Raw genomic sequence first — 22,235 nt, 5'->3', positions numbered from 1 at the left:
ACAGCGCAGAGAATGGAAACGCGTGATTTAGATACACCAGCTGCTGTAACAGTAATTTCTTCAGAAGAAATTAAAAAGAGCGGTGCAGTAAATGTTGATACTCTTTTAGCCCAACAAATTGGGTTTAATGGAATGTCATATGGTCCTAATGGGCAAGAATATGGTGGCTCAGCTAGTAGAACAAAAATTCGTGGTTTGGATAAAGGCACATTGGTATTAGTAAATGGTGCTCCGATGAATTTGTTAAATTATAATGCGATATCCAATATTCCACTGGACAGCATAGAGAAAATAGAAATTGTTCGTGGCTCTAATGCAACTTTGTATGGGGCCGAAGCTATGGGTGGGGTAATTAATATAATAACAAAAAAAGCTTCTGGTTCTGCAAAAACAACAATATCCGGAACTATTGGTAATTATACAGATAAATGGTCAGTTGGCCATCAAAATGAATATTTTTCAGTTTATTATGATAAAGATTATTATGATGAAGTTAATCCTCAAACCCGTAAATTTCCTTATGGAGAATATGCAAGCTCATCAGGAAGCAAAAAAAATAATTATAATACTTTAGGAAAATCCAGAAAAGAAAGTATTTTTATTACAGGTAATATAGGGAAGAATTTGACGTTAAATTATAACCATTCAAAATCAGATCTTAATAGATTTCAGATAACTCGTTCTAAAGCAGCTGCTGATAAGCTAGGAACATCATATAAATATGACGATAATCGTGACACAGCTAGTTTAGTTTATGATGATACAAGTAACAAATTAAAATCTGTATTTTCTTTTAATAGCCGCTGGTTTACTTCAAATCAAAAAAAGAGTAATGAAAAAGAATTTTCAGTATCTGGTGGATCTTATAAAATGTTCAATATAACATCAGATACTCAGAAGGGTTGGTCTTTTAATGGAGATAAAGATAGCTTAATTGCGGGTATTGCAATTAAACGTGATTTTTATCAAAATTATAAATATACTTTTCAAAAGTCTGATAGAACAAGTTTAGGACTTTATACGTCTTATACTCACCAATTTGCACCTAAATTTAGTGCTACTTTGGGATTGCGTGGGGAAGCCATCAATGATTTTGATACAGACCAAAATGTATTTTTGCCACAATTACAAACATTATATAAATTTAATGAAAATTTGACTTGGTATACAAATATAGGTAAATCATTTATTATGCCTGCAATGAACAGCCAATTCTATACGACAGATAAAGATGCACACAACTTGAAAAAATCACGTGGGTTAAAGCCTCAAGAAGGTTGGACGTATGAAACTGGAATGAAAAAGATAACTAATTCGAGTTCTTTAAAACTTGCCGTGTTTAATATGGATATCAGTAATAAATTTGGATGGGCAAGCGAAGAAGAATTAGGTATAGGTACGAATACTAAGGCTGAAATACAAATTAATAAAGGCGATTTTCGGAATACAGGCATTGAAGTTGAATATACAAAATTAGTTGGCGATAATTGGCGATATAATCTTGGTGTTACCTATTCTAATCCAGAAATAAATGATTCTGGTGAATGGGTACAGGACAATGCAAGACTTCAATTTGTGGCAGGAATTGGATATCAGAAGAATAAGTTTAATGCAGGATTAAACTATCTTTTCTTAGGAGACAGGAATGATAGCTATTATCATGAAGTTACTTCTAGTGGTAATAGATATTATGCTCTTCCAAATAGAAATATAATGAATGCTACATTACAATACAGTGCAGATAAGAATAATTCTGTAGCATTAAATTTCTATAATATTTTAGATAAAAAAGATGTCGTGAACGATTATGAAAATTATGGATTACCATTCAATTGGACACTAACCTACAATTATTCTTTCTAAAACTAAAATTAATAGGCGGCACACTGTGCTGCCTATTATAACTATAAATAAAATATTTTAAAACCACTAATATAAAAAATGTAGATAAAACGATGCAGCAGAAAATCCAGTACTTATTTCTTGAAAATAAATACAGAAATATTGCCCTAATAAGACACAATATGAATTTGATAGTATATATTGAAAAATAAATAGATTTATATTATACTTAATTAAATTAAATATTTCGTAAATCAGGTGACGCTAGTCTTAATAGAGAAGTTGGGTGTAAATCCCATACGATCCCGTCGCTGTAATGGTGAGTGAATTCAAATTTATGCCACTGGAAATATCTGGGAAGGCTTGAATAAACGTTGAACCTAAGTCAGAAGAACTGCCTGATTATTTGTTACTACTGCGTGTGACAGTAAGGTAATGTAGCAGTTTTTCTATTGTAGTTAAGCTGTTTTATGCCTTTTGCTTTCAGCAGGAGGCATTTTTATTTTTATTAGCCGATTGTTAATAAAAGTAAATACTATAAGGCCATTAAAGAATGGGTATAGAAAATGCTTTTATTTCAATAAATACAAAAAATTCTGAAAGGAAGTAGAGTATGTTGGAAAAGAGTATTGGTATAAGTGCTTTGATGATAGCACTGGTAACTGGAAATGTCATCTGGGGGGGTACTGCAGTACATGCTGAGGAACCAAATCAAGTATTTACGTTAGATCCAATGGTAGTAACTGCAACACGGACAGAAAAAAGAGATGTTGATGTACCTGCATCAACTACAATCCTGACTAGTGAAGATTTAAAAGCAACAGGTGCGCAGAATTTGCAGGTTGCTTTGGGGCGTGTGCCTGGATTGGTTTATAAAACGTTTGCACCTGGTGGTGGTGCTATGGGGACAATGGCTAATGAAATAGCCATTAGAGGTGTAAGTAATGGTACTTTGATTATGCTAAATGGATCTCCTATGAATTTGAGAGGAAAATATTTTTTAGATGCTATACCTATTGATAGTATTGAGAAAGTTGAGATAGTAAAAGGTGGGGGATCCGTGCTTTACGGTAGTGAAGCAATGGGCGGTGTTATTAATATTATAACTAAACAAGATTTTAAAAATTCAGTAACTGCCGGAGTTGGTAATTACGGTCAACAAAAATACAATGCTACTGTTAATGCTGATAAATTAAGCGTTGGTTATAACTTGGAAAAATGGGGAAAGGTTGATACAATTTCACGTTCACATGATAAAGGTGACAAACATACAGATATGAACAGTTCTCATAAAAATAATTTATTTTTGAACTATAAAATTAATGATAACTGGAATTTTTTATATAATTATTTTGAAACAAATGTAAAATATGATACATGGTTTGATGATGGATATAAAAGCGTTCCCAAAGGCGGAGCATTGCAACAGAATAGAGAATATGTAACAAAGCAAAATTTAATGCAGATGACATATCAAGATGACAGTGTTAAGGGGAATTTCTATTATAACCAGAATAAATTAATGGCAGATGGATATACTAATTACACAACAAGCGGTGCTTATTCTGGAAAAATGTATGATACAGATGAGAAAAATCGTACATATGGAGCTGATATACAAAAAAAGTGGGAGTTTGGAAATAAAGCCAATTTGATTTTGGGAAGCAGTTATCAAAATGAGTTTTATGATGATTATGGTAAAGATGGCCATAAATCTCCTGATCAAGTAACGTCAAGAAATATTTATGCTGTTTATGGGCAATATGACTACAAATTTGATGAAAAAAATGAATTTATTTTTGGGGCACGTGAAACATGGACTACTGGTGGGTATAAAGACCAGAATTATGATAATTTTAGTATGTCTGGTCAGTATTTGCATAAATTAACAGAAAATGATTCATTGTATGCTAGTGTTGGACAATCATTTATTATGCCTACTTTTTCACAAATGTATGGTGCTAGTGACAGTGCTGTCTCTAATCCCGATTTAAAGCCGCAAAAAGGAACTAATTATGAATTAGGATGGAAGCGGGTTAGTGACAATCATAGTTGGAAAGCAGCTATTTATCATATTGATATCACAGATAATATTACTGCAACCTGGGATAGTAGTAAAACGGAATATAAATATACTAATGAAGATTTTAAAAATACAGGTGTGGAAATAACTTGTGATATTATTGGTAAAGATGGATTTACTTATAATTGGGGCATAAATTATGGTGATCCTAAGGTTAAGGGAACTAAAAAGCCCTATTGGGATAGAAAGTATGGAAGATGGCAATTGAATGGTGGCATTAATTATACAAAAGATAAATGGATAACAAGTTTACAAGGTACTTATTTAGCTCAAAGGGTTGAGACTCCTAGCAGTAAGCAGTCGTTTAGTGAAAAACCTTATTTTCTCACAAGTCTGACAACTACCTATAATGCTGATAAACAAAACTCTATTTCGCTGACACTGGATAATTTGCTTAATAGAGAAGACAATTTAAGTCATAGTGGATCAGAATATTATTCTACTCCTTTCAATTTCTTGCTGAGCTATAATTATAAATTTTAAAATATTATAGGCGGCGTTGAAAGCCGCCTATATAACTTGATTTCAGACATAAGTTTTAATATAACATTTGATTTAGGAAATAGCAGAGATTTACTTTTAATATAAACTTATCTTAAAATAGTTTTATAAAATCAGGAGGCTATTATGACAGAAACTATTATTGAACTGAGAGATTTATCGATTGGCTATGGAAATAAAAAAGTTCTGCAAAATATTAATGCCAAGATAAATAAAGGCGAGATAGTAGGTATTATTGGTTGTAATGGCGCTGGCAAAAGTACACTGCTGAAAACGATCCGCGGTTTGCTGTCAAAGCAAAGCGGTGATATTTTGTATTTTGGTCGTAATCTGGAAAGCTTTGCTGAAAAAGAACTGGCTCGTGAGGTTGCTTACTTGCAGCAAAGTGTAGAAGTTGGGTTTGGCTATACTGGTAAAGATATAGTGCTTGCAGGACGTTATCCTTATATGAAGTGGTGGAAAGGCGAAAGTATCGCCGATGAAGAATTAGCGCTAAAATGTATGGAATATACCGGTACTAGAGAATTAGCAGAGAGGCCAGTAAATGAAGTCTCCGGCGGGCAAAAACAGCGGATTTTGCTGGCTAAGGTTTTGGCGCAGCAAACGCCGATTTTATTTTTAGATGAACCTACAACAGGATTAGATATGGTCTATCAGGAAGAGATTTTTCGCTTTAGTAAATCATTAACTGAAATGGGAAAAACTATCTTAATGGTAGTTCATGAATTGAATTTGGCTGCTAAATACTGCAGTAGAATAATTTTATTGGGAGACGGTACTGTTATTGCTGACGGAAAGCCTGACGATGTATTTACGGAGACTGTTTTGAGTAAAGCTTATCATGCTCCAGTCAGAGTTATTCGTAGCCACAACACAAATGAGATAATTGAAATAAGTACAAAAGAGGACAGCAGCAGATACCAGCGCGATAGAGAATTGCTGGAACTTATTTGCTGCAAGGGATATGTATGATAAAAAGGAATTTTTGTTGGATTGTGATAGCTGTTTTTATGCTTTCGCAGACTGCGTTTGCAGAAGGTATAAATTTAGAAACCGTTTATCCTTATAGTTTGGAACATAAAAATATTTATAAAACTGTGGGGAGTGCAACTAATCCATTCTATATAAATATTGAAAGCTATGATGCACCTGAACCTCAGGATGTCAATGTAGAAATTCTATTGCCGGAAGGTTTGACTTTTAATGAAGACGATGACTGGCAGGGAGTGAAAACAGGTAAAGGGCTGATTATTAAAAGAAGTTGGACTTTACCAGCTAATTATGGACAGAATTTTGATTTACTTTATTTAAGGGCTAATGAAAAACTTACCGAAGGAAAACATGACATTGTTGTTAAAGTTAGCGGCAAGAGTTGGCAAAAGAATAATAATATTACCTTTACTCATGAATTTGGAGAAAAAAACGCAGATGCTATAAACCTACAAGAAAAACAGTTGGACAGTTCCAAATTTAACTGGTATATCCAATCTGTTACTTTGCCTGTAGATAATTTGGGAAATAAAGATGATCGTATCCAAGAGAGAACTATTTATATTAAAGACACTGCCTTAGAATCTTTTCGTAATAGAATGACTGGGGATGGTGCTACTAATTGGGCGGCTGTTTTTAATCATCCGGCAGCACATCTGCTGTTAGAGATGCGTAATCCGCAGCAGGATACAAGAATCTTGAAATTTAGAGCTGAGTTGATAGATAAGTCTACTGGAGAAACAGCTGTTGGATTATGTACTGCCAGTCAGAGTGATAATGAAACTGAGCATGGGTGGTCTGGGAAATCAGGAATAGAAGATGCGTCTACGGCGATGATATCATTAGACGGCAAGAAAAGTCAGGCTTTTATTATACCCTTATATGTAGATTATTTCAGAGTTGTGGAAGGTGAATATAATTTACGTGTGACTGTATTCGGTAATGGGCAGGAAAAAATACAGGAGGTACCCATAACTATTGCTAAAAAACGTAGTATGGGTTTATTTGCTGTAGCTTTTTCATTTGGTTGTTTTATTTTAGTCTGTTTAACAATTGGTCAATTAAAAAAATGTATTTTTGATATTGGCGCTAAAGGCGCTATTACTATTGCGTTGTTTGCGGCTGTGGCTTTTGGCAGCATTGTTGTGCCGACGACTTTATTTGGTGATTTGCTGCATGTGTTTTTAGGGCCTTTTTCCGGATTGCTTACAGGAGTATTGAACGGGGTTTTGTTATACCTTTTAGTTATGTCTTTACTGGTTATTTACAGAAAGCCGGGTATAGTGGCACTCATGTTTTTATTGAAGTGGATGTTAGCAGGACTTATGTTTGGCCGCTTTACTCCTCTTGGTATACTAAGTTATATGGTATATATAGTTGTGTTGGAAAGCATTTTGTATATCAGTGGATTTTATAGAAAACAAGAATTGACCTCGGGATATGTTTTTATAGTTGCTATATTGATTGGTACTGCGGATGCATTTATAACGATGATTAATTTAGAACAAATGATGTTTTTTTACAGATTATATTATGCTGATTGGTATATCGGTCTTTATATGCTTATCAACGGTTTACTCTACAGCAGTATTGGTTCGTGGCTTGGCTATAAGGTTGGAATAAAATTGCAGCAGGTTATGGGAGAATGATATGCTGAGAATAAGTGACGTTTCATACCGATATAAAACACGCAAAATTCCTACATTAAAACATTTGTCTCTGCATGTAACAGAAGGCGAAATGCTGCTTTTGGCCGGTTGCAGCGGTTGCGGCAAGTCTACGCTCATTAAAGCTGTCAGCGGTCTTTTAAATACTGCCGGCGCCGGTGAACTTGATGGGAAAATTTATCTGAATAATAAAGATACAGCGGAGATGACGCCTGAAGATATTGGAATATTGGTTGGTACTGTTTATCAATCGCCGGATGATCAGCTTTTTGCGATGACTGTTTCTGACGAAGTAGGTTTTGCGCTTGAAAATCAGGGGCTTGATGAGAATATAATTTCAGTTGAAGTACAAAAAGTATTAGAGCGAGTTGGACTTGCCGGTTTTGAACAAAATAGTATTCATACTTTATCAGGAGGACAAAGGCAGCGATTGGCTCTGGCTTCAGTACTCATCACGAAACCTAAGCTTTTGGTTTTAGACGAACCGGTAAGTCAGATGAATCCACAGGGTGTTGAGGATTTTTTGCAATTATTAGTATCTTTAAATCGTATAGACGGTATAACTATCATTGTAGTTGAACATCGTGTCAATGAACTTGCAAAATATTTTCCGCGTCTGGCAGTGATGTTTGAAGGTGAAGTTATTTATGATGGTCCAATAGAACTAGCCTGGCAAAAAATTGGTTCTGCAGAGAAATATGGTTTGAGAGAGCCGCAAAAAGTTAAATTGTGCCGGTTTCTGCATTTGTCTAAACTGATAGACGAAACGAGTAAAGTTGTTGATTTGATCAAAAGCGAATGTAAAATAGAAAAAACAGCACTGACCGTAAGATCAAAAAAAGCTTGTAGTGAAGCAATCGTAACTGGCAAGGCCATAAGGTATCGTTATCCTGGTTCTACAAGCGATACGTTGCAAGGTATAGATTTTGAGCTTTATAAAGGTGAAACTGTAGCGCTGATGGGGTTTAACGGTGCAGGAAAAAGCACATTGATCAATTTGTTGGGTGGATTAGCAGAACTGTCGTCAGGCGAACTGGATTTGTTGGGTGGAACGGTTGGAGAACGAGCATATGAAATAGGCTATTTACGTCAGGAACCTGACTTAATGTTGTTGGCTGACAGTGTTTGGGAAGAATTAACATGGAAAAATAAAAAAGTTAGGAAAGAGGTTGTATGGGAGCTTCTTGAAAAACTAAAACTGGAAAATAATACGAATGATTTTCCACTCGCATTAAGTAAAGGGCAGCGTTTAAGGGTAGTTTTGGGAGCCTTGCTGGCAAGAAATCCCAAACTACTGCTTTTGGATGAACCAACAACGGGTCAAGATCAACAAAGTCTTGAAGAAATAAAAAAACTCATAGCATATTTTTCTCAAATGGGCGGCTGCGTTCTTTTTTGTACGCATGATATAGAGTTGGCATCAGAAATTGCAGATAGAGTGATTATTATGGCAAACGGTAAACTTATTGCAAATGGAGCGCCGGAAGTTATTCTATCTGATAGATGGATACTGTCAGCTGGCGGTTTAACTGTTCCGCCATTATTAGAAGTTTCCGAGGCGTTGTTATTACCCAAATGTATTACAGTAGAGGGGGTTGGACGTTATGTCAGTACGGCAGTTATGGGAAGGTTGTGATGCTGCAGTATGGGCACGGAAATTGGATGGAAGAACTAAATTGCTTATTTTGTTTTTAGTTGCGGTACTGGCTATAGTTGTTGATAACCCCAGAACATTGTTTTTACTTTTTACTGCGACGTTATTACTGCATTTGTCAGCTCGTACATCTATTTATAAGTGGCAGGTTTTAGCAATTTTATTATTACTGGGTTTATGGGGGTCTATGTTTAGCCAGGCGCTGTTTTTTGCGCAAACACCAAGGACTCCTTTATTTGTTATAATTGAACCAACTATGCCTGTTTTAGGACAAATAACAGGCGGTTTGTATATTTACCGCGAAGGGGTTATTTACGGAGCTGTACAGGGGTTAAGGTCAGCTATGATGTTGTCCTTAGGGTTATTTGTCTGTTGGACTTCCGATCCACGTCAATTGCTGAAAGCTCTTATCACCTGGAGACTATCTCCGCAGATAGCGTTTATGCTTGTGACGGCGATACGATTTTTGCCAGTGCTGGCTGCTGAAGCAGGGGAGGTTATTATCGCTTTACGTTTACGTTCTGATACAAGAGTTGGCCGCAAAAGTATTATCAGGCATTTACCTTATATTGCCAAACCATTATTGGCACGCTGTCTTAGAAGAGCTCAGACTTTGGCACTTTCTGTTGTCAGCAGAGGGTTCTTTCTGGCTACAGCGCGGAAAGATGAGTTTTGGCACACCAAAGAAAAATTTGTCTGTTGCTTACTGATTATTTTTACTATTGGTATAACTTTTAGTAAAATCGTATATTTACTTTCTGAACAAGGTCTGTATTTTGGTAATTTAAGAATAGTGTATGATTGGACGAAATTATATTTATGAGCAAAATAAAAAGTATTATTGCAATTGTCATTTTAATAATTTCCTGGTGTCTGATGTTTTGGATAACAGGCAACCGAACACCATGGCAAGCTTTTTCTTCTACAGACAAGGGCGATGGAGTAAGTGTTTTTTTAGGTGATATTCCAAGTGAAAATTATGATCGAATGGGTTTTACTAAAGGGTTAATTGAATATATTGTTTCTAAAAATGCATGGTTAGTTGGAACCGATAGAGGTGAATTATTTTTATTTGATAATAGTGGCAAGCAGATATGGAAACGTTCTTTGGGGATTGGCAAACTGGTATCACTGTGTGTATCTCATGATGAAAAAATTACTTTTGTAGGTGAGCAAAGTCCGGCTGGTAACTTATATGCAATCGATCTTGATGGCGGTGATATATTGTGGAAATTTGCTGCTGAAAAGGTTGTTGGCGTTGAACCTGACAAACGTTCTTATCCAAGCATCGTACATATTTGTATTGATAAAGATGATAATGTTTACGCAAATGCTTATCGATTTGTTACAGCGAAAGATGGAGGGCGCGGCTATAATGGTAAAGCTGTTGCTTTTAATAAAAACGGTGAGCAGCTTTGGCAATTCCCAGAGAGTGAAAATATTGATAGTTGGATCAATTGGTGTGATGTTAATGATAATAACGATAAAGTCGTATTATCAACTTCTGCTTATGAAATCAGACCTGATATGAAATACCGTGATACAATGTATTTGATAGATAAAAAAACAGGTCAACTGATTAATTCTATTGAAGTACCGCCTGTTGCTCCGTTCGAGAACACTGTTATGCGTGGCAGCCCTAATTTTTCTGAAGATGGAGAGTTTTTGGCTGCAGCCTGCAGTGACGGACGAGGAATGCTTTTTGATGCTGCTGGAAAAGCTTTATGGCAGCGTGAGTTATCTAAACCTGCTCAAATAGATAATGTTTGGATTAATGCATCTGGTCGAGATGGGTTTGCTGCAGAGGCTGGCGTTATTTTTACAACGATCAATACATTTAATAGAGAAAACTGGCAGTTACCGACTCCGGTTGAACATCCAAGTAATAATAGTATGTTCGTATTTAATTATGATGGAACATTTAAATATAAATATAGAGCCTTGGGGACAATGGAGCAGATAGATTTTTCTAATAATATGGCGGCGTGTGCTGTTGGACGCAATGTTAGAACTCATAATTACGCTGCTCATGGAGCGGTAGTGCTTGATTTAAACGATGGGACAGAATTGAATTTCTTTCATACTGAAGGACCATTACAAGCAGTTGCAATAAGTAGTAATGGAAAAAAGATAGCTGGAATAGAGGCTCCTGCTGTAACTCCTGAAGGTAAGATCATTGGGGCCTATAGACTGCATATCTGGCAGCGTTGAAAACAAAGGGGTATTTCATGATTCATAATTTTTTACATTATTATAAACCGTACAAGAGCATACTTTATGGTGTGGTAATTGGTTCCCTTGTTGCTGCATTACTGGATTTGGTCTTTCCTATGTTGGTGCGGCAAATATTGAATGAAGTCTTACCACAAAAAAACACTGATAGATTATTACATGATACAGGTATACTGTTTATTTTATATTTGGGCAATTACGGTTTGCTCTATCTTGTTAATTACCATGGACATTTGATGAGTGCAAAGATAGAGAATGATATGCGCCGCGATTTGTTTGAGCATTTGCAGCAAATGTCGTTTAAGTATTTTGACAATGCCAAGACGGGGCAACTGTTGTCAAGATTGACCAGTGATATAGCTGAAATAGGAGAATTGTCATTCAGAGGACCCAATGACATCATTGTTTGCTGTATTACTATGATTGGTACAATTGGCATCCTTTTTTGGATGAATGTTTACTTGGGGATTTTGATTGCTGTTTTATTAATTGCTAAAACGCTGCATACTGTGTATGTAAATAAAAAAATGAAAGCAGCTTTTAGAGAGAACAGGATAAAAAGCGGTGAAATAACAGCCAGGGCGGAAGAAAGTTTAGGTGGAATACGGTTAGTAAAAGCGTTTGCTCAAGAGGAATATGAACTGGCGAGATTTATGGAAAAAAGTTTGGATTTTTTGGAAACAAGACGAAAATCTTATAAAATTTTGGCTTATTTTTCTGGCAGCGTAAATTTTTTTACAAATATTACCAACTTACTTATTTTGGCTTGTGGAGGGTTGTTAATAGCCAAGGATAAGCTGTCGTTGAGTGATTTTGTTGCTTTTTTGTTATATGTCAATTTATTTATGAAACCGCTTTTACGTCTAACGGTTTTTACTGAAATGTACCAACGTGGAATGGCTGGATTCCAGAGATTTTATGAAATTATGGAAATGAAACCTGAAATTATCAATCAGAAAGATACGGTTGTTTGTAAAAAAATACGTGGAGAAATAGAATTTGATAATTTAGTATTTGGTTATTCTGATCAGAAAAAGGTAATTAAAGGATTTAATTTAAAAATAGCTCCGGGCCAAACTGTAGCATTTGTTGGAGAAACAGGTGCGGGTAAGACAACGATTGCAAGCCTATTATTAAGATTTTATGATCCGCTTAGCGGCAGGATTTTAGTTGATGGAATCGATATACGTCAGTATAAACAACAGGAACTGCGTCGTAATATAGGAATAGTGCAGCAGGATGTTTTTTTATTTTCAGATTCTGTGACGCATAATATTGCATATGCAAAACCTGAAGCTGAGCAAAGTGAAGTAGAAAACGCTGCCAGGCTGGCCGCGGCTGACAAATTTATTGAGGAGCTCCCCAATAAGTATGCTACTGAAATTGGTGAACGTGGCGTGAAACTATCCGGGGGACAAAAACAGCGTCTTGCTATTGCCAGAGTATTTTTGAAAAATCCGCCTATTGTAATTCTAGACGAAGCGACTTCTTCTTTAGACAATTATACAGAAAAATTAATACAGGAGTCGTTAGACAAGTTGGCGGAGAATAGAACAACTCTTATTATTGCTCATCGAATGTCGACAATAAAAAATGCAGATAAAATAATCGTTTTGAATAATGGTGAAGTTGCAGAAATTGGAACACATTCTACCTTGATGTCAGGGGGTGGTCTGTATTATAATCTATATAATGCTCAGAAACAGACTGATGACAAATAGGTGATTTGATGATTAAAATAGAAAATTTAACTAAACGTTTTGGCGAGCGTATTGCAGTAGCAGGAATAGATTTGGAAATTAAAAGGGGTGAGATATTTGGCCTTTTAGGACCTAATGGAGCTGGGAAGACTACTACAGTCAGGATATTAACCTTACTTTCCAAGAAAAAATCCGGTTCTGTAAAAATATGCGGATACGATATTGAAAAAGACAGCGAGAGAATTAAGGAACTAATTGGCGTTGTACCGCAGCATATGAGTTTGGATCAGGATCTTACGGGAAGGGAAAACTTAGTTTTGCAGGCAAGGCTGCATCATTTGAAGAATAAAGCTGCTATGGAACAGCGAATCAATGAAATTTTAGAATTTGTGGAACTTACAGATAGGGCTGATGACAAATCCAGAAGGTACTCAGGAGGAATGAAGCGGCGCTTGATGATTGGCATGGCACTTTTGCATAAACCTAAAATGTTATTTTTAGATGAACCAACTGTTGGATTAGACCCACAAGTACGGCGTAAGATGTGGGATTTGATCCGTAAAATGAATGAAGCTGGAATGACAGTGCTTTTAACTACTCATTATATAGAAGAAGCAGATCAGTTATGCAGGCGTGTTGCAATTATGAATAGAGGTCGTATTATAGCTGTTGATACACCGCAGAAGCTGAAAGAAAAAGTTGGCAGGGTTGTTGTTGAACATATGGAAGCAGACGGCATGATTAATAATTTTTTTGATAATCGTGAGCAGGCTGCATCTTATGTGGCAGGATTAAACTCTAATGCAACTGTGCGCGAAGCAAATTTAGAAGATGTTTTTATTGAATTAACGGGGAGGCGAGTAAATGATTAGTAATTTTTGCTATGATGTCTATACCGTTTTTTGGCGTGATTGGGTGGTTTTTAAAAAAATATTTTTTAAATTCTTATGTTCGCGCATGATTACGCCTTTTTTGTATATTTTTGCATTTGGGATCGGGTTGGGGAGAAATGTTTCTGTTGATGGTGGGAGTTATTTGAGTTTTCTCATTCCAGGTATGATCGCGCTTAATTCGATGAATATTTCTTTTAATACTATTGCTGCTCCTCTTAATATGTCACGTATTTATCATCATACTCTGGAAACATATTTGATTTCGCCAATTTCAGGAGCTGCATTCGTTTTTGGTAAGGTTTTATCAGGTACAGTGCGTGGACTGATTTCTTCTGTAATTATAGTGCTTATTGCGGAATTATTAGGGGTACATTTATATTTTGGAGGCTGGTTTATTCCAGTGCTGGTCCTTAACTGTTTTGTGTTTGCAGCACTGGCAGTAGTGGCGGCAATGACTATTGACAGCCATGAAGAGATGAGTAGTTTTAGCACGTATGTTTTAGTGCCGATGTCTTTTTTATGTGGGACATTTTTCAAAGCTGACAGTTTTCCTGAAATAATAAAGTGGTCTTTAAGTATTTTACCGTTGACTCCTGCTAGTAGTGCATTAAGAGCAGCGGCAAATAAAATGCCTGTAGAATGGCATTGGCCGGTTATTATGGCGATATATTTTCTCATATTTTTTAGTTATGCCTGTCATTTGCTGAAAATGAAAAAAGAGGAATAGAGTGATGTTTTTTAAATATTTAGTGTTGAATATATTATAGTTTTTATTGCAAATATTAATCTAACGTGATATAATTCCAATCAGTAATAAAACTTAATAAGCGGAAATCTAGGTGTGAATACTTAATAGAAAAATTGGTTGGAAGCCAATACGGTCACGCCGCTGTAATGTCGAGCAAACCTCAATGATTGCCACTGGGAAACTGGGAAGGCGGGGTAAGCAATGAAGCAGAGTCAGAAGAACTGCCTAGATTTTTCTACTGTAATCCAGCGAGTGACAGGAACAGGTAGTATGAAGTAGGTATAACCTTTCTGTTTTGCGGAAAGGTTTTTATTTTTTAATAAAATGTAAAATTTTAATTCGTTTAGTAAGTTAGCATTGGCAAACTCGATCAAATTTGGTATTATTAATAATATAAAAATTTTAGGAGGCATTTTTGATGGAATCAATTAAGGAAGCTGTTGAGTATTTTCATAAAGGCGGACTGGTAATGTGGCCACTGTTATTGTGTTCAATAATAGTTGTTACGATAGCTATAGAGCGGTATTTGTATTATAAAACTGCTGATTCTGGTTCGTTATTTACGCAGGAATTTTGTACTTTAATCAGTAAAGGTGATGTAGTAGGTGCTGAACAATTGGCGTCAGCGTCTGCTGGTGAGTGCGCACGTATTATTCGTGAGACTATGGTTTTGTCTGGCGACTGTACAAGGCACTCTGCCTATATGGAATCTCAAGCTGGGCTTGTTATAGCTAAATTGCGTAACCGCCTGCATTATCTTGGTGTTATCGTTACAATGTCTCCTTTACTTGGATTATTAGGTACTATTATTGGTATGATTGGTTCTTTCAGTATTTTTAATCTGCAGGAAGGACAACCAATGGCAATTACGGGTGGCATTGGTGAAGCCTTAATTGCAACTGCCAGCGGTTTATGTGTGGCCATTTTAGCATTATGTGCACATTCTTATTTTGCGCAGCGTCTGGATACTTCCATAACTAATATGGAACAATGCTTTTCGGCTTTGCTGGAGGCTGAAAGCAGAGGTGACATCTAATGAAACTGCGTGATAGCAGAAGCCTTAAACAACCTGAGCTAATGATAATACCAATGATCGATATTATGTTTTTTCTGCTGGTGTTTTTTATGCTTAGTACGATGTATATGGTTGATTTAAAAACAATTCCTATAAAGTTGCCTAAAGCGGAATTTTCGGCAGTTGACACTCAGACAACCTTTGCCGTTTCTGTAAAAAAGGACGGTAGCATTTGGCTTGGTGATAAACAGACTGACATTGCCAGTTTAACTATGCAGGCAAAAATGGAACAGAAAAACAATCCGCGTTTTTCAATCGTTATTAGGGCAGACAAAGATGCAGATTATGGTAAAGTCATAACTTTGCTGGATAGATTAAAAGGTGCAGGAGTTCAAAGGTTTGGTTTAGCAACGGATGTAGGAGCTGGTGAATGATGGATGACTCTAAAAAGAGGTTCCAAATAGGTTTTATTGGCTCATTAGGATTTCATTTATTTGTATTTCTTGTTTTGGCGTTTGCCGGTCTATTCGCTGCTAATCATGTTGATGATAAGATCGTCGAAATAGCAGTTTTTGGCGGTGGCGGAGGAGGCGGCGGAGGAGGCGGCAGCGGTATGAAGCCAGCCGATGCTACAGAAGCAGATTTGGCAGCAGCGAAAGCGAATGCATTGCAAAATAAACAGCATAGTGCTTCGCAGCCACAACAGCAGATAAAAAAATCCGGCCAAATAAATACTGACGATATAATTGAAAAAACTACTCGTCAGGAGCAAGTGTATCAACAACAGCAGAATAATCAAGTCAATGAAAATGTATCTGAGGAATTACAGACCCAAAGTAAAAATATTGCCGGTGCTGATGTGAAAGAAAATACTGGCAGTGGTGGTGGTTATGGTACTGGCCAAGGCAGTGGATATGGAAGCGGCAGTGGTTCTGGCAGTGGAACTGGAACAGGCGGCGGACATGGTGCTGGAGTGGGTACTGGTATAGGTGACGGAACAGGTTCTGGAATGGGTACTGGAGAGGGTGGCGGCTATGCTGGCGGTGATCCTTCGGCAAACCCTGCTATTCCTCCGCGTTTGTTAAAAAGTCGTCAACCTAGCTATCCAAGCAGCGCCAGAAGTGCCAGTATTGAAGGAACGACGACAGTGCGCATTTTGGTAGGCTACGACGGTGAAGTTGAATCTGTCATTGTCGCAGAATCTTCTGGTAATGCTGCTTTAGATGCTGCTGCTGTTGATGCATGCTATGGCTGGCGTTTTAGCGGTGCTAAAAATGGTGTTGGACAAAAAATACGTTGCTATACATATGTTCCTATTACTTTTAGGCTAAGATCAATTTAAAACTTAATAAGAATCTCCATTGGTTTTTTCTGAATTTTATGCTATAATGATACGGTAATTTGATATTATTAGGTGCCCGTGAGGGCGTAAATGGCAAGATCGGTGTAAATCCGACACGGTCCCGCCACTGTAATAACGCTGAGGCGTTTAAGTCAGGTGCCTGCCTATGTGTGAAAGCTGTATCCACGAGTGATGGAGATGGCAAGAGAGCTGTGTCTTTTAAGGATAAGTATGCGCTTGTATCTTTGTGACTTCTGTCGGAAACGGCAGGAGTCTTTTCTAATTATTAGTAAAAAATACTAGGTGGCAGAATGTCTTTAGCAAGATGTTTGTTCAGGAAGAGGTTGACGCATGGAAGAATATCAGATTTCTCAAGGGAAACGTTTGCGTTGTGGTTATACAACTGGAAGTTGTGCGACTGCAGCCTCCAAGGCTGCTGCAATGATGCTTCTGACAGGTAAACGTGTTGATTTTGTTCAGATAGATACCCCAAAAGGTATTATACTTAATTTGGAACCAGAAGATGCTGTTATTACTGAAATGAGCGTAACATGCGCTATTCGTAAGGACAGTGGCGATGATCCTGATGATACGAATGGGATATTGATTTATGCTACTGTAGAAAAAACAGCAGAAAAGGGGATAAATTTATTAGGCGGTATTGGCATTGGCTATGTAACTAAACCAGGATTGGCCTGTAATGTTGATGGACCTGCCATTAATCCGACACCTCGGAAAATGATTGTTTACGAACTTGAAAAAGTAATGAAGTCTGCAGGATATGAACAAGGGTTAAAAGTTACTATTTCAGCTCCTGAAGGCGTTGAAATTGCCAAGAAAACTTTCAATCCACGTTTAGGTATTTTAGGTGGCATTTCTATTTTAGGAACCAGTGGAATTGTTGAACCAATGAGTGAAAAAGCTTTGATAGAAACAATGTATGTGGAAATTGATACACAGGCAGCGTCTGGAAATAAAAATTTGCTGGTGTTTTTTGGCAATTATGGAGAAGACTTTACTCGTGATGTACTGGGACTTAATATTGATGATGCCGTGACCTGCAGTAATTTTGTTGGGGAACTTTTAGATTATGCGGTTTATAAGGATTTTGAGACCTTGCTGTTAATAGGCCATTCAGGAAAGCTGGTAAAACTAGGGCAAGGTGTGATGAATACCCATTCAAAATATGCTGATTGCCGCACAGAGTTAATGGCTCTTTTGGCACTGCTTACCGGTGCTAAAGTGGAAGTTGGTAAAGAAATTATCGATTGTCCGACTACAGATGAAGTAGTGAAGATTTTGCAGCGTGAAGGTATTTTTGAAGAAGTAATAAGTGGTGTTACTGAACGTATTGATTTTTACATGCAGCATCGCGTGCATGGTAAAATAAAAACGGCAGCACTGATGTTTTCTAACGTATATGGTATTTTAGGAAAAACAGCAGCTGCTGACGAACTAATTAAATTACATTTAAAGGACAAACAGGAAGGATGAAAAACATGAGAGGTAAATTGTACAGTGTAGGTATCGGACCGGGGGACCCGGAATTATTGACTTTAAAAGCAGTGCGTCTGCTCAAAGAATGTGACGTTGTTGCTTTGCCTAAAGGTGATACCGATGTCATGACTGCTAAAAATATTGTCAATCAGGTAGTTGATCTTGATAAAAAAGAACAGCTTATTATTTATATGCCGATGACAAAAGATATGGCAGTAATGGATAAAGCTCATCAGGAGGGCGCCGATGCTGTAATAAAATTGCTTGATGAAGGCAAAAATGTTGTTTTCATTACTCTTGGTTGTCCTACAGTATATGCAACCTGCATTTATGTGCATAAGCTTGTTTTAAAAGCTGGCTATGATGCCGAATTGGTTGCAGGTGTAACTTCTATTTGTGCTGTCGCGGCAAAGCTGAATGTGTCTTTATGTGAAAGGGCAGAACCGCTTATTGTGCTGCCTGGCAGTTATAAAGAAGCATCTAAATTTCTTGATGGACCTGGTAATAAGGTATTAATGAAATCTGCCAGTGAAATTGCCAGAGTACGTGACGAATTAAAAGAACGCGGGTTGATTAAGAATGCAGCCATGGTTGAACGCTGTGGTTTATCGGGAGAAAAAGTGTACCGTGATCTTAATGAGATTGATCCTAACAGCAGCTATTTTTCTGTAATCTTGGTTAAAGAAAAGGAGTTTGACAAATAATGATTTATTTTATTGGTGCAGGGCCTGGTGCCGCTGATTTAATTACTGTTAAAGGTAAAGAACTTTTGGAAAAGGCTGATCTTATTATTTATGCCGGTTCATTGGTTAATCCGGAGCTTTTGAACTATGCAAAACCGGAATGCATTATTATGGACAGTGCTAAAATGACTTTGGAAGAGGTCATTGCAGCTATGGTTCCGGCAGCACAGGCCGGTAAATTGGTTGTGCGTTTGCATACTGGTGACCCAAGTGTTTATGGTGCTCATCGTGAACAGATAGATCTTTTGCGCAGTTATAATCTTGATTTTGAAATTGTTCCGGGTGTAAGTTCTTTCTGTGCGGCTGCTGCCTGTTTAGATGCAGAGTATACTTTGCCTAATGTTAGTCAATCTGTTATTATTACCCGTATGGAAGGACGTACACCGGTACCTAATAAGCAAAAAATCGCTGATTATGCAGCTCATAAAGCAACAATGGTTATTTTTCTTTCCAGCGGTATGTTAGAAAAATTGCAGAAGGAATTGATTGCAGGCGGCTACACTGCTGATACTCCGGCTGCTATTGTTTATAAAGCCTCATGGCCTGATGAGAAAGTATGCCGTTGCACAGTAGGAACTTTGGCAGAAACTGCGAAAGAACATAATATTACTAAAACAGCTTTGATTACAGTAGGAAACTTTTTAGGCAATATTTATGACCGCAGCGAACTCTATAATCCTACTTTTGCACATGGATATCGTGCTGCTGATCCCAGCAAATTGGATTTAAAGCCAGAGGTAAAATAAAATGAAGGCTGTAGTATACTCCTTTACCAGACGTGGAGCAATGCTAAGTATAAATATTGGTGAAGCACTGCAAAAGTTTGATTTTGAAGTGCGATGTTTAACTATGCAAAAATTTGCTGAAGAAAAAATATTTTTGGAAGCGATGGATGATCATAATAAAGCTTGTGAGTATGCGTTTAAGGAGTGCCAGCTGATTGTATTTGTTGGAGCGGTAGGAATTGCAGTGAGGACGATAGCTCCATATATAAAGAATAAATTAGTTGATCCTGCTGTATTGTCTGTAGACGAAGGCGGAAACTTCGTTATACCATTATTATCAGGTCATATTGGCGGTGCTAATGGATTTGCAAAAGTCTTAGCGAAAGTAATAAAAGCTACTCCCGTAGTTACTACAGCTACAGATGTGAATAAGCTTTTTGCTGTAGACGAGTGGGCGGCACGCAATAATATGATTATTAACAGTATGAAAGCAGCGAAAGATTTTGCCGCTGCGTTAGTAGATGGACAGGTAGTTGGACTTTTTACCGATTATCCAATTATTAGTGCCTTACCACGCCAGATTGTTCTTAAAGACAAAGGGGTTACAGGTTTGGCTATTACGAAAAATAGAAATGTGAAGCCTTTTGATTTAACGGTTCAGCTTTGGCCTAGAAATATTTATTTGGGAATCGGCTGTCGTCGCGGAACAACGTTGGAAAGTATAGAAACTTTAGTTTTACCGAAACTGAAAGAACTTGGTATAGACTTACGTACTATCGTTGGTGTGGCATCTGTTGATTTAAAAAAAGATGAGGCTGGCCTGTTGAATTTCGCAGCTAAATATAATTGGGAAATTAGTTTTTTTACCGCTGAAGAATTACAAAATGCAGCAGGTGAATTCAGTAGTTCTGATTTTGTGAAATCAGTTGTAGGCGTAAGTAATGTTTGCGAGCGTTCAGCAGTATTGGCGGCCAATAACGGCAGTATAATTTCATCAAAATGCAGTTTGAATGGAGTAACCTTAGCTGTTGCTGAAGCCGATATTGTACTTGACTTTGAAAAATTATCTTGAATGTATGTTTGAAGGAGAATTAATATGACGCAAAAAGTTTATGTTGTCGGTCTTGGACCAGGTGGTATCGAACAAATGACCCAAAGAGCTAAAGCTGCTTTGGAAAGTTGTGATGTTATTGCAGGTTATCATGTATATATCGATCTTATTAAAAATGATTTTACAGGCAAGGAATTTTTGAGTACTGGTATGCGTAAAGAGGTAGATCGTTGCAAGCTTGCTATAGAAGAAGCGTTAAAAGGCAAAACCGTAGCGATGATTTCCAGTGGTGATGCCGGGGTTTATGGCATGGCAGGGATTATGTATCAAGTAGCAGCAGAACATCCAGAATTGGAAATTGAAGTTGTTCCTGGTATTACAGCTGCTTGTTCAGGCGCTGCTGTTTTAGGAGCTCCGCTTATCAGTGATTTTTGCCTGATTTCTTTAAGCGATCTGCTTACACCATGGGAAAAAATTGAAAAGCGCTTAGATTGTGCTTCACAGGCAGATTTCTGTATTTGTTTATACAATCCATCCAGTTTTAAACGTCATGATTATCTACAGAAAGCTTGTGATATCATGCTGAAAAATCAACGTCCTGATGTTCCGGCAGGCATTGTACGCAACATTGGGCGTGATGGTGAAAATTATGAAATCACTACTTTACAGGAATTACGTGATAAAGAAGTAGATATGTTTTCTACTGTTATCATCGGCAATTCGCAAACAGAAGTTATTAATGGTAAATTAGTAACTCCTAGAGGTTATAAACTGTAATGAAACCGGTAGTTTGGCTGATTGGCGGAACCAGTGAAAGTCGTAATCTGATTAAGTTTATGGCTGAACTTGATATAATCCTTTATGTTTCTGTGGCAACTGATTATGGTGCAAGTCTGATTGAAGCACAAACTAATCTTCATGTAATGGTAGAGCGTATGGATTTGGCTGCAATGCGGAATTTTATTACAGTAAATAAACCGGATTGTGTGATTGATGCAACTCATCCATATGCTACGATAGTTACGTCAACAGTACAAAAGGCCTGTAAAGAAACTGGCTGTGAATATTTAAGATTGGTAAGACCTGCTGCTGAAGAACATAAAAACTGTATTATAGTCCAAGATTTTAATGAAGCTGTTGAGTTATTGAGCCATACGGAAGGTAATATCTTTCTGACTACAGGCAGTAAAACATTGCAGGAGTTTACTTCTGTTCCTGATTATAAAGAGCGTATTGCGCTAAGAGTTTTGCCTATGCTGGATTCTTTAAGTAAAGCGTTAGAGCTTGGTTATAAGCCAGCTAATATCATTTGTATGCAGGGGCCTTTTTCTGAATGGCTTAATATAGAGATGATGAAAAGGTATAACAGCAGATATTTAGTTACAAAAGATTCCGGTAGCGTTGGCGGTTTTGAGGAGAAGGCGCAGGCGGCTGCAAAAGCAGGTGCTAAATTAATAGTCATTGCCCGCAATGGCGAAGAGCTTGGAACTGGTTATAGTGAGATAGTAAAATTACTTAAAGACCGATATGGTAGTTGTGAGTAAAAAATATA

At 37.2% G+C, this 22,235-nt stretch carries 19 protein-coding genes and 3 riboswitches; all 19 genes read left to right on the top strand.

Features of this window, described 5'->3' with window-relative positions; translation table 11 throughout:
- Nucleotides 1-12: 12 nt before the first annotated feature.
- A complete protein-coding gene (locus PFJ30894_RS08745) occupies nt 13-1,863 on the top strand; it encodes a TonB-dependent receptor plug domain-containing protein (RefSeq protein ID WP_044491935.1) in 1,851 nt (616 codons plus the stop codon).
- A gap of 218 nt (nt 1,864-2,081) precedes the next feature.
- Nucleotides 2,082-2,258: riboswitch (cobalamin riboswitch) on the top strand.
- Nucleotides 2,259-2,455: 197 nt separating this feature from the next.
- Nucleotides 2,456-4,408, top strand: coding sequence for a TonB-dependent receptor plug domain-containing protein (locus PFJ30894_RS08740; RefSeq protein ID WP_125669600.1), 1,953 nt, complete (start codon nt 2,456-2,458; stop codon nt 4,406-4,408).
- 144 nt (nt 4,409-4,552) lie between these two features.
- Nucleotides 4,553-5,398 carry an ABC transporter ATP-binding protein gene (locus PFJ30894_RS08735; protein ID WP_021718603.1) on the top strand — a complete coding sequence of 282 codons (846 nt, stop codon included), beginning with the start codon at nt 4,553-4,555 and terminating at the stop codon, nt 5,396-5,398.
- 98 nt (nt 5,399-5,496) lie between these two features.
- A complete protein-coding gene (locus PFJ30894_RS08730; RefSeq protein WP_125669599.1) occupies nt 5,497-7,065 on the top strand; it encodes a hypothetical protein in 1,569 nt (522 codons plus the stop codon).
- A gap of 1 nt (nt 7,066) precedes the next feature.
- On the top strand, nt 7,067-8,719 hold the full coding sequence (locus PFJ30894_RS08725; RefSeq protein WP_113078135.1) for an ABC transporter ATP-binding protein: 1,653 nt from the start codon (nt 7,067-7,069) through the stop codon (nt 8,717-8,719).
- A complete protein-coding gene (locus tag PFJ30894_RS08720; protein WP_021718600.1) occupies nt 8,688-9,560 on the top strand; it encodes an energy-coupling factor transporter transmembrane component T family protein in 873 nt (290 codons plus the stop codon). The genes PFJ30894_RS08725 and PFJ30894_RS08720 overlap by 32 nt, the downstream gene beginning before the upstream one ends.
- Entirely contained in the window at nt 9,557-10,948 is a 1,392-nt protein-coding gene (locus PFJ30894_RS08715; protein WP_021718599.1) for an outer membrane protein assembly factor BamB family protein, read from the top strand. The genes PFJ30894_RS08720 and PFJ30894_RS08715 overlap by 4 nt, the downstream gene beginning before the upstream one ends.
- 17 nt (nt 10,949-10,965) lie before the next feature.
- On the top strand, nt 10,966-12,690 hold the full coding sequence (locus PFJ30894_RS08710; protein ID WP_125669598.1) for an ABC transporter ATP-binding protein: 1,725 nt from the start codon (nt 10,966-10,968) through the stop codon (nt 12,688-12,690).
- An 8-nt stretch (nt 12,691-12,698) separates the two neighbouring features.
- Nucleotides 12,699-13,541 carry an ABC transporter ATP-binding protein gene (locus PFJ30894_RS08705; protein WP_113078138.1) on the top strand — a complete coding sequence of 281 codons (843 nt, stop codon included), beginning with the start codon at nt 12,699-12,701 and terminating at the stop codon, nt 13,539-13,541.
- A complete protein-coding gene (locus PFJ30894_RS08700; protein WP_125669597.1) occupies nt 13,534-14,289 on the top strand; it encodes an ABC transporter permease in 756 nt (251 codons plus the stop codon). Before PFJ30894_RS08705 ends, PFJ30894_RS08700 begins: the two co-directional genes overlap by 8 nt.
- A gap of 93 nt (nt 14,290-14,382) precedes the next feature.
- Nucleotides 14,383-14,553: riboswitch (cobalamin riboswitch) on the top strand.
- Between the two features lie 175 nt (nt 14,554-14,728).
- A complete protein-coding gene (locus tag PFJ30894_RS08695; RefSeq protein WP_021718595.1) occupies nt 14,729-15,346 on the top strand; it encodes a MotA/TolQ/ExbB proton channel family protein in 618 nt (205 codons plus the stop codon).
- Nucleotides 15,346-15,759 (top strand): ExbD/TolR family protein, encoded by a 414-nt coding sequence (locus PFJ30894_RS08690; RefSeq protein ID WP_021718594.1) that lies wholly within the window; start codon nt 15,346-15,348, stop codon nt 15,757-15,759. Before PFJ30894_RS08695 ends, PFJ30894_RS08690 begins: the two co-directional genes overlap by 1 nt.
- On the top strand, nt 15,756-16,667 hold the full coding sequence (locus PFJ30894_RS08685; RefSeq protein ID WP_125669596.1) for an energy transducer TonB: 912 nt from the start codon (nt 15,756-15,758) through the stop codon (nt 16,665-16,667). Before PFJ30894_RS08690 ends, PFJ30894_RS08685 begins: the two co-directional genes overlap by 4 nt.
- Before the next feature lie 53 nt (nt 16,668-16,720).
- A riboswitch (cobalamin riboswitch) is annotated at nt 16,721-16,849 on the top strand.
- A 169-nt stretch (nt 16,850-17,018) separates the two neighbouring features.
- On the top strand, nt 17,019-18,161 hold the full coding sequence (cbiD, locus tag PFJ30894_RS08680; RefSeq protein ID WP_125669595.1) for a cobalt-precorrin-5B (C(1))-methyltransferase CbiD: 1,143 nt from the start codon (nt 17,019-17,021) through the stop codon (nt 18,159-18,161).
- A gap of 5 nt (nt 18,162-18,166) precedes the next feature.
- Nucleotides 18,167-18,868, top strand: a complete 702-nt coding sequence (gene cobI, locus PFJ30894_RS08675; protein ID WP_125669594.1) for a precorrin-2 C(20)-methyltransferase — start codon at nt 18,167-18,169, stop codon at nt 18,866-18,868.
- Nucleotides 18,868-19,653, top strand: coding sequence for a precorrin-4 C(11)-methyltransferase (gene cobM / locus PFJ30894_RS08670; protein ID WP_021718590.1), 786 nt, complete (start codon nt 18,868-18,870; stop codon nt 19,651-19,653). Before cobI ends, cobM begins: the two co-directional genes overlap by 1 nt.
- 1 nt (nt 19,654) lies before the next feature.
- Nucleotides 19,655-20,704, top strand: a complete 1,050-nt coding sequence (locus tag PFJ30894_RS08665) for a cobalt-precorrin 5A hydrolase (RefSeq protein WP_125669593.1) — start codon at nt 19,655-19,657, stop codon at nt 20,702-20,704.
- 24 nt (nt 20,705-20,728) lie between these two features.
- The gene (gene cobJ, locus PFJ30894_RS08660; RefSeq protein ID WP_125669592.1) at nt 20,729-21,460 is read left to right on the top strand and encodes a precorrin-3B C(17)-methyltransferase; all 732 of its coding nucleotides are present in this window, start codon (nt 20,729-20,731) and stop codon (nt 21,458-21,460) included.
- Nucleotides 21,460-22,227 (top strand): precorrin-6A reductase, encoded by a 768-nt coding sequence (cobK, locus tag PFJ30894_RS08655; RefSeq protein ID WP_125669591.1) that lies wholly within the window; start codon nt 21,460-21,462, stop codon nt 22,225-22,227. The genes cobJ and cobK overlap by 1 nt, the downstream gene beginning before the upstream one ends.
- The last annotated feature ends 8 nt before the right edge of the window (nt 22,228-22,235 follow it).

This window comes from Phascolarctobacterium faecium (genome assembly GCF_003945365.1).
GTDB classification, from domain to species: Bacteria; Bacillota; Negativicutes; order Acidaminococcales; family Acidaminococcaceae; genus Phascolarctobacterium; species Phascolarctobacterium faecium.
This window is presented reverse-complemented; position numbering and strand designations above follow the sequence as displayed.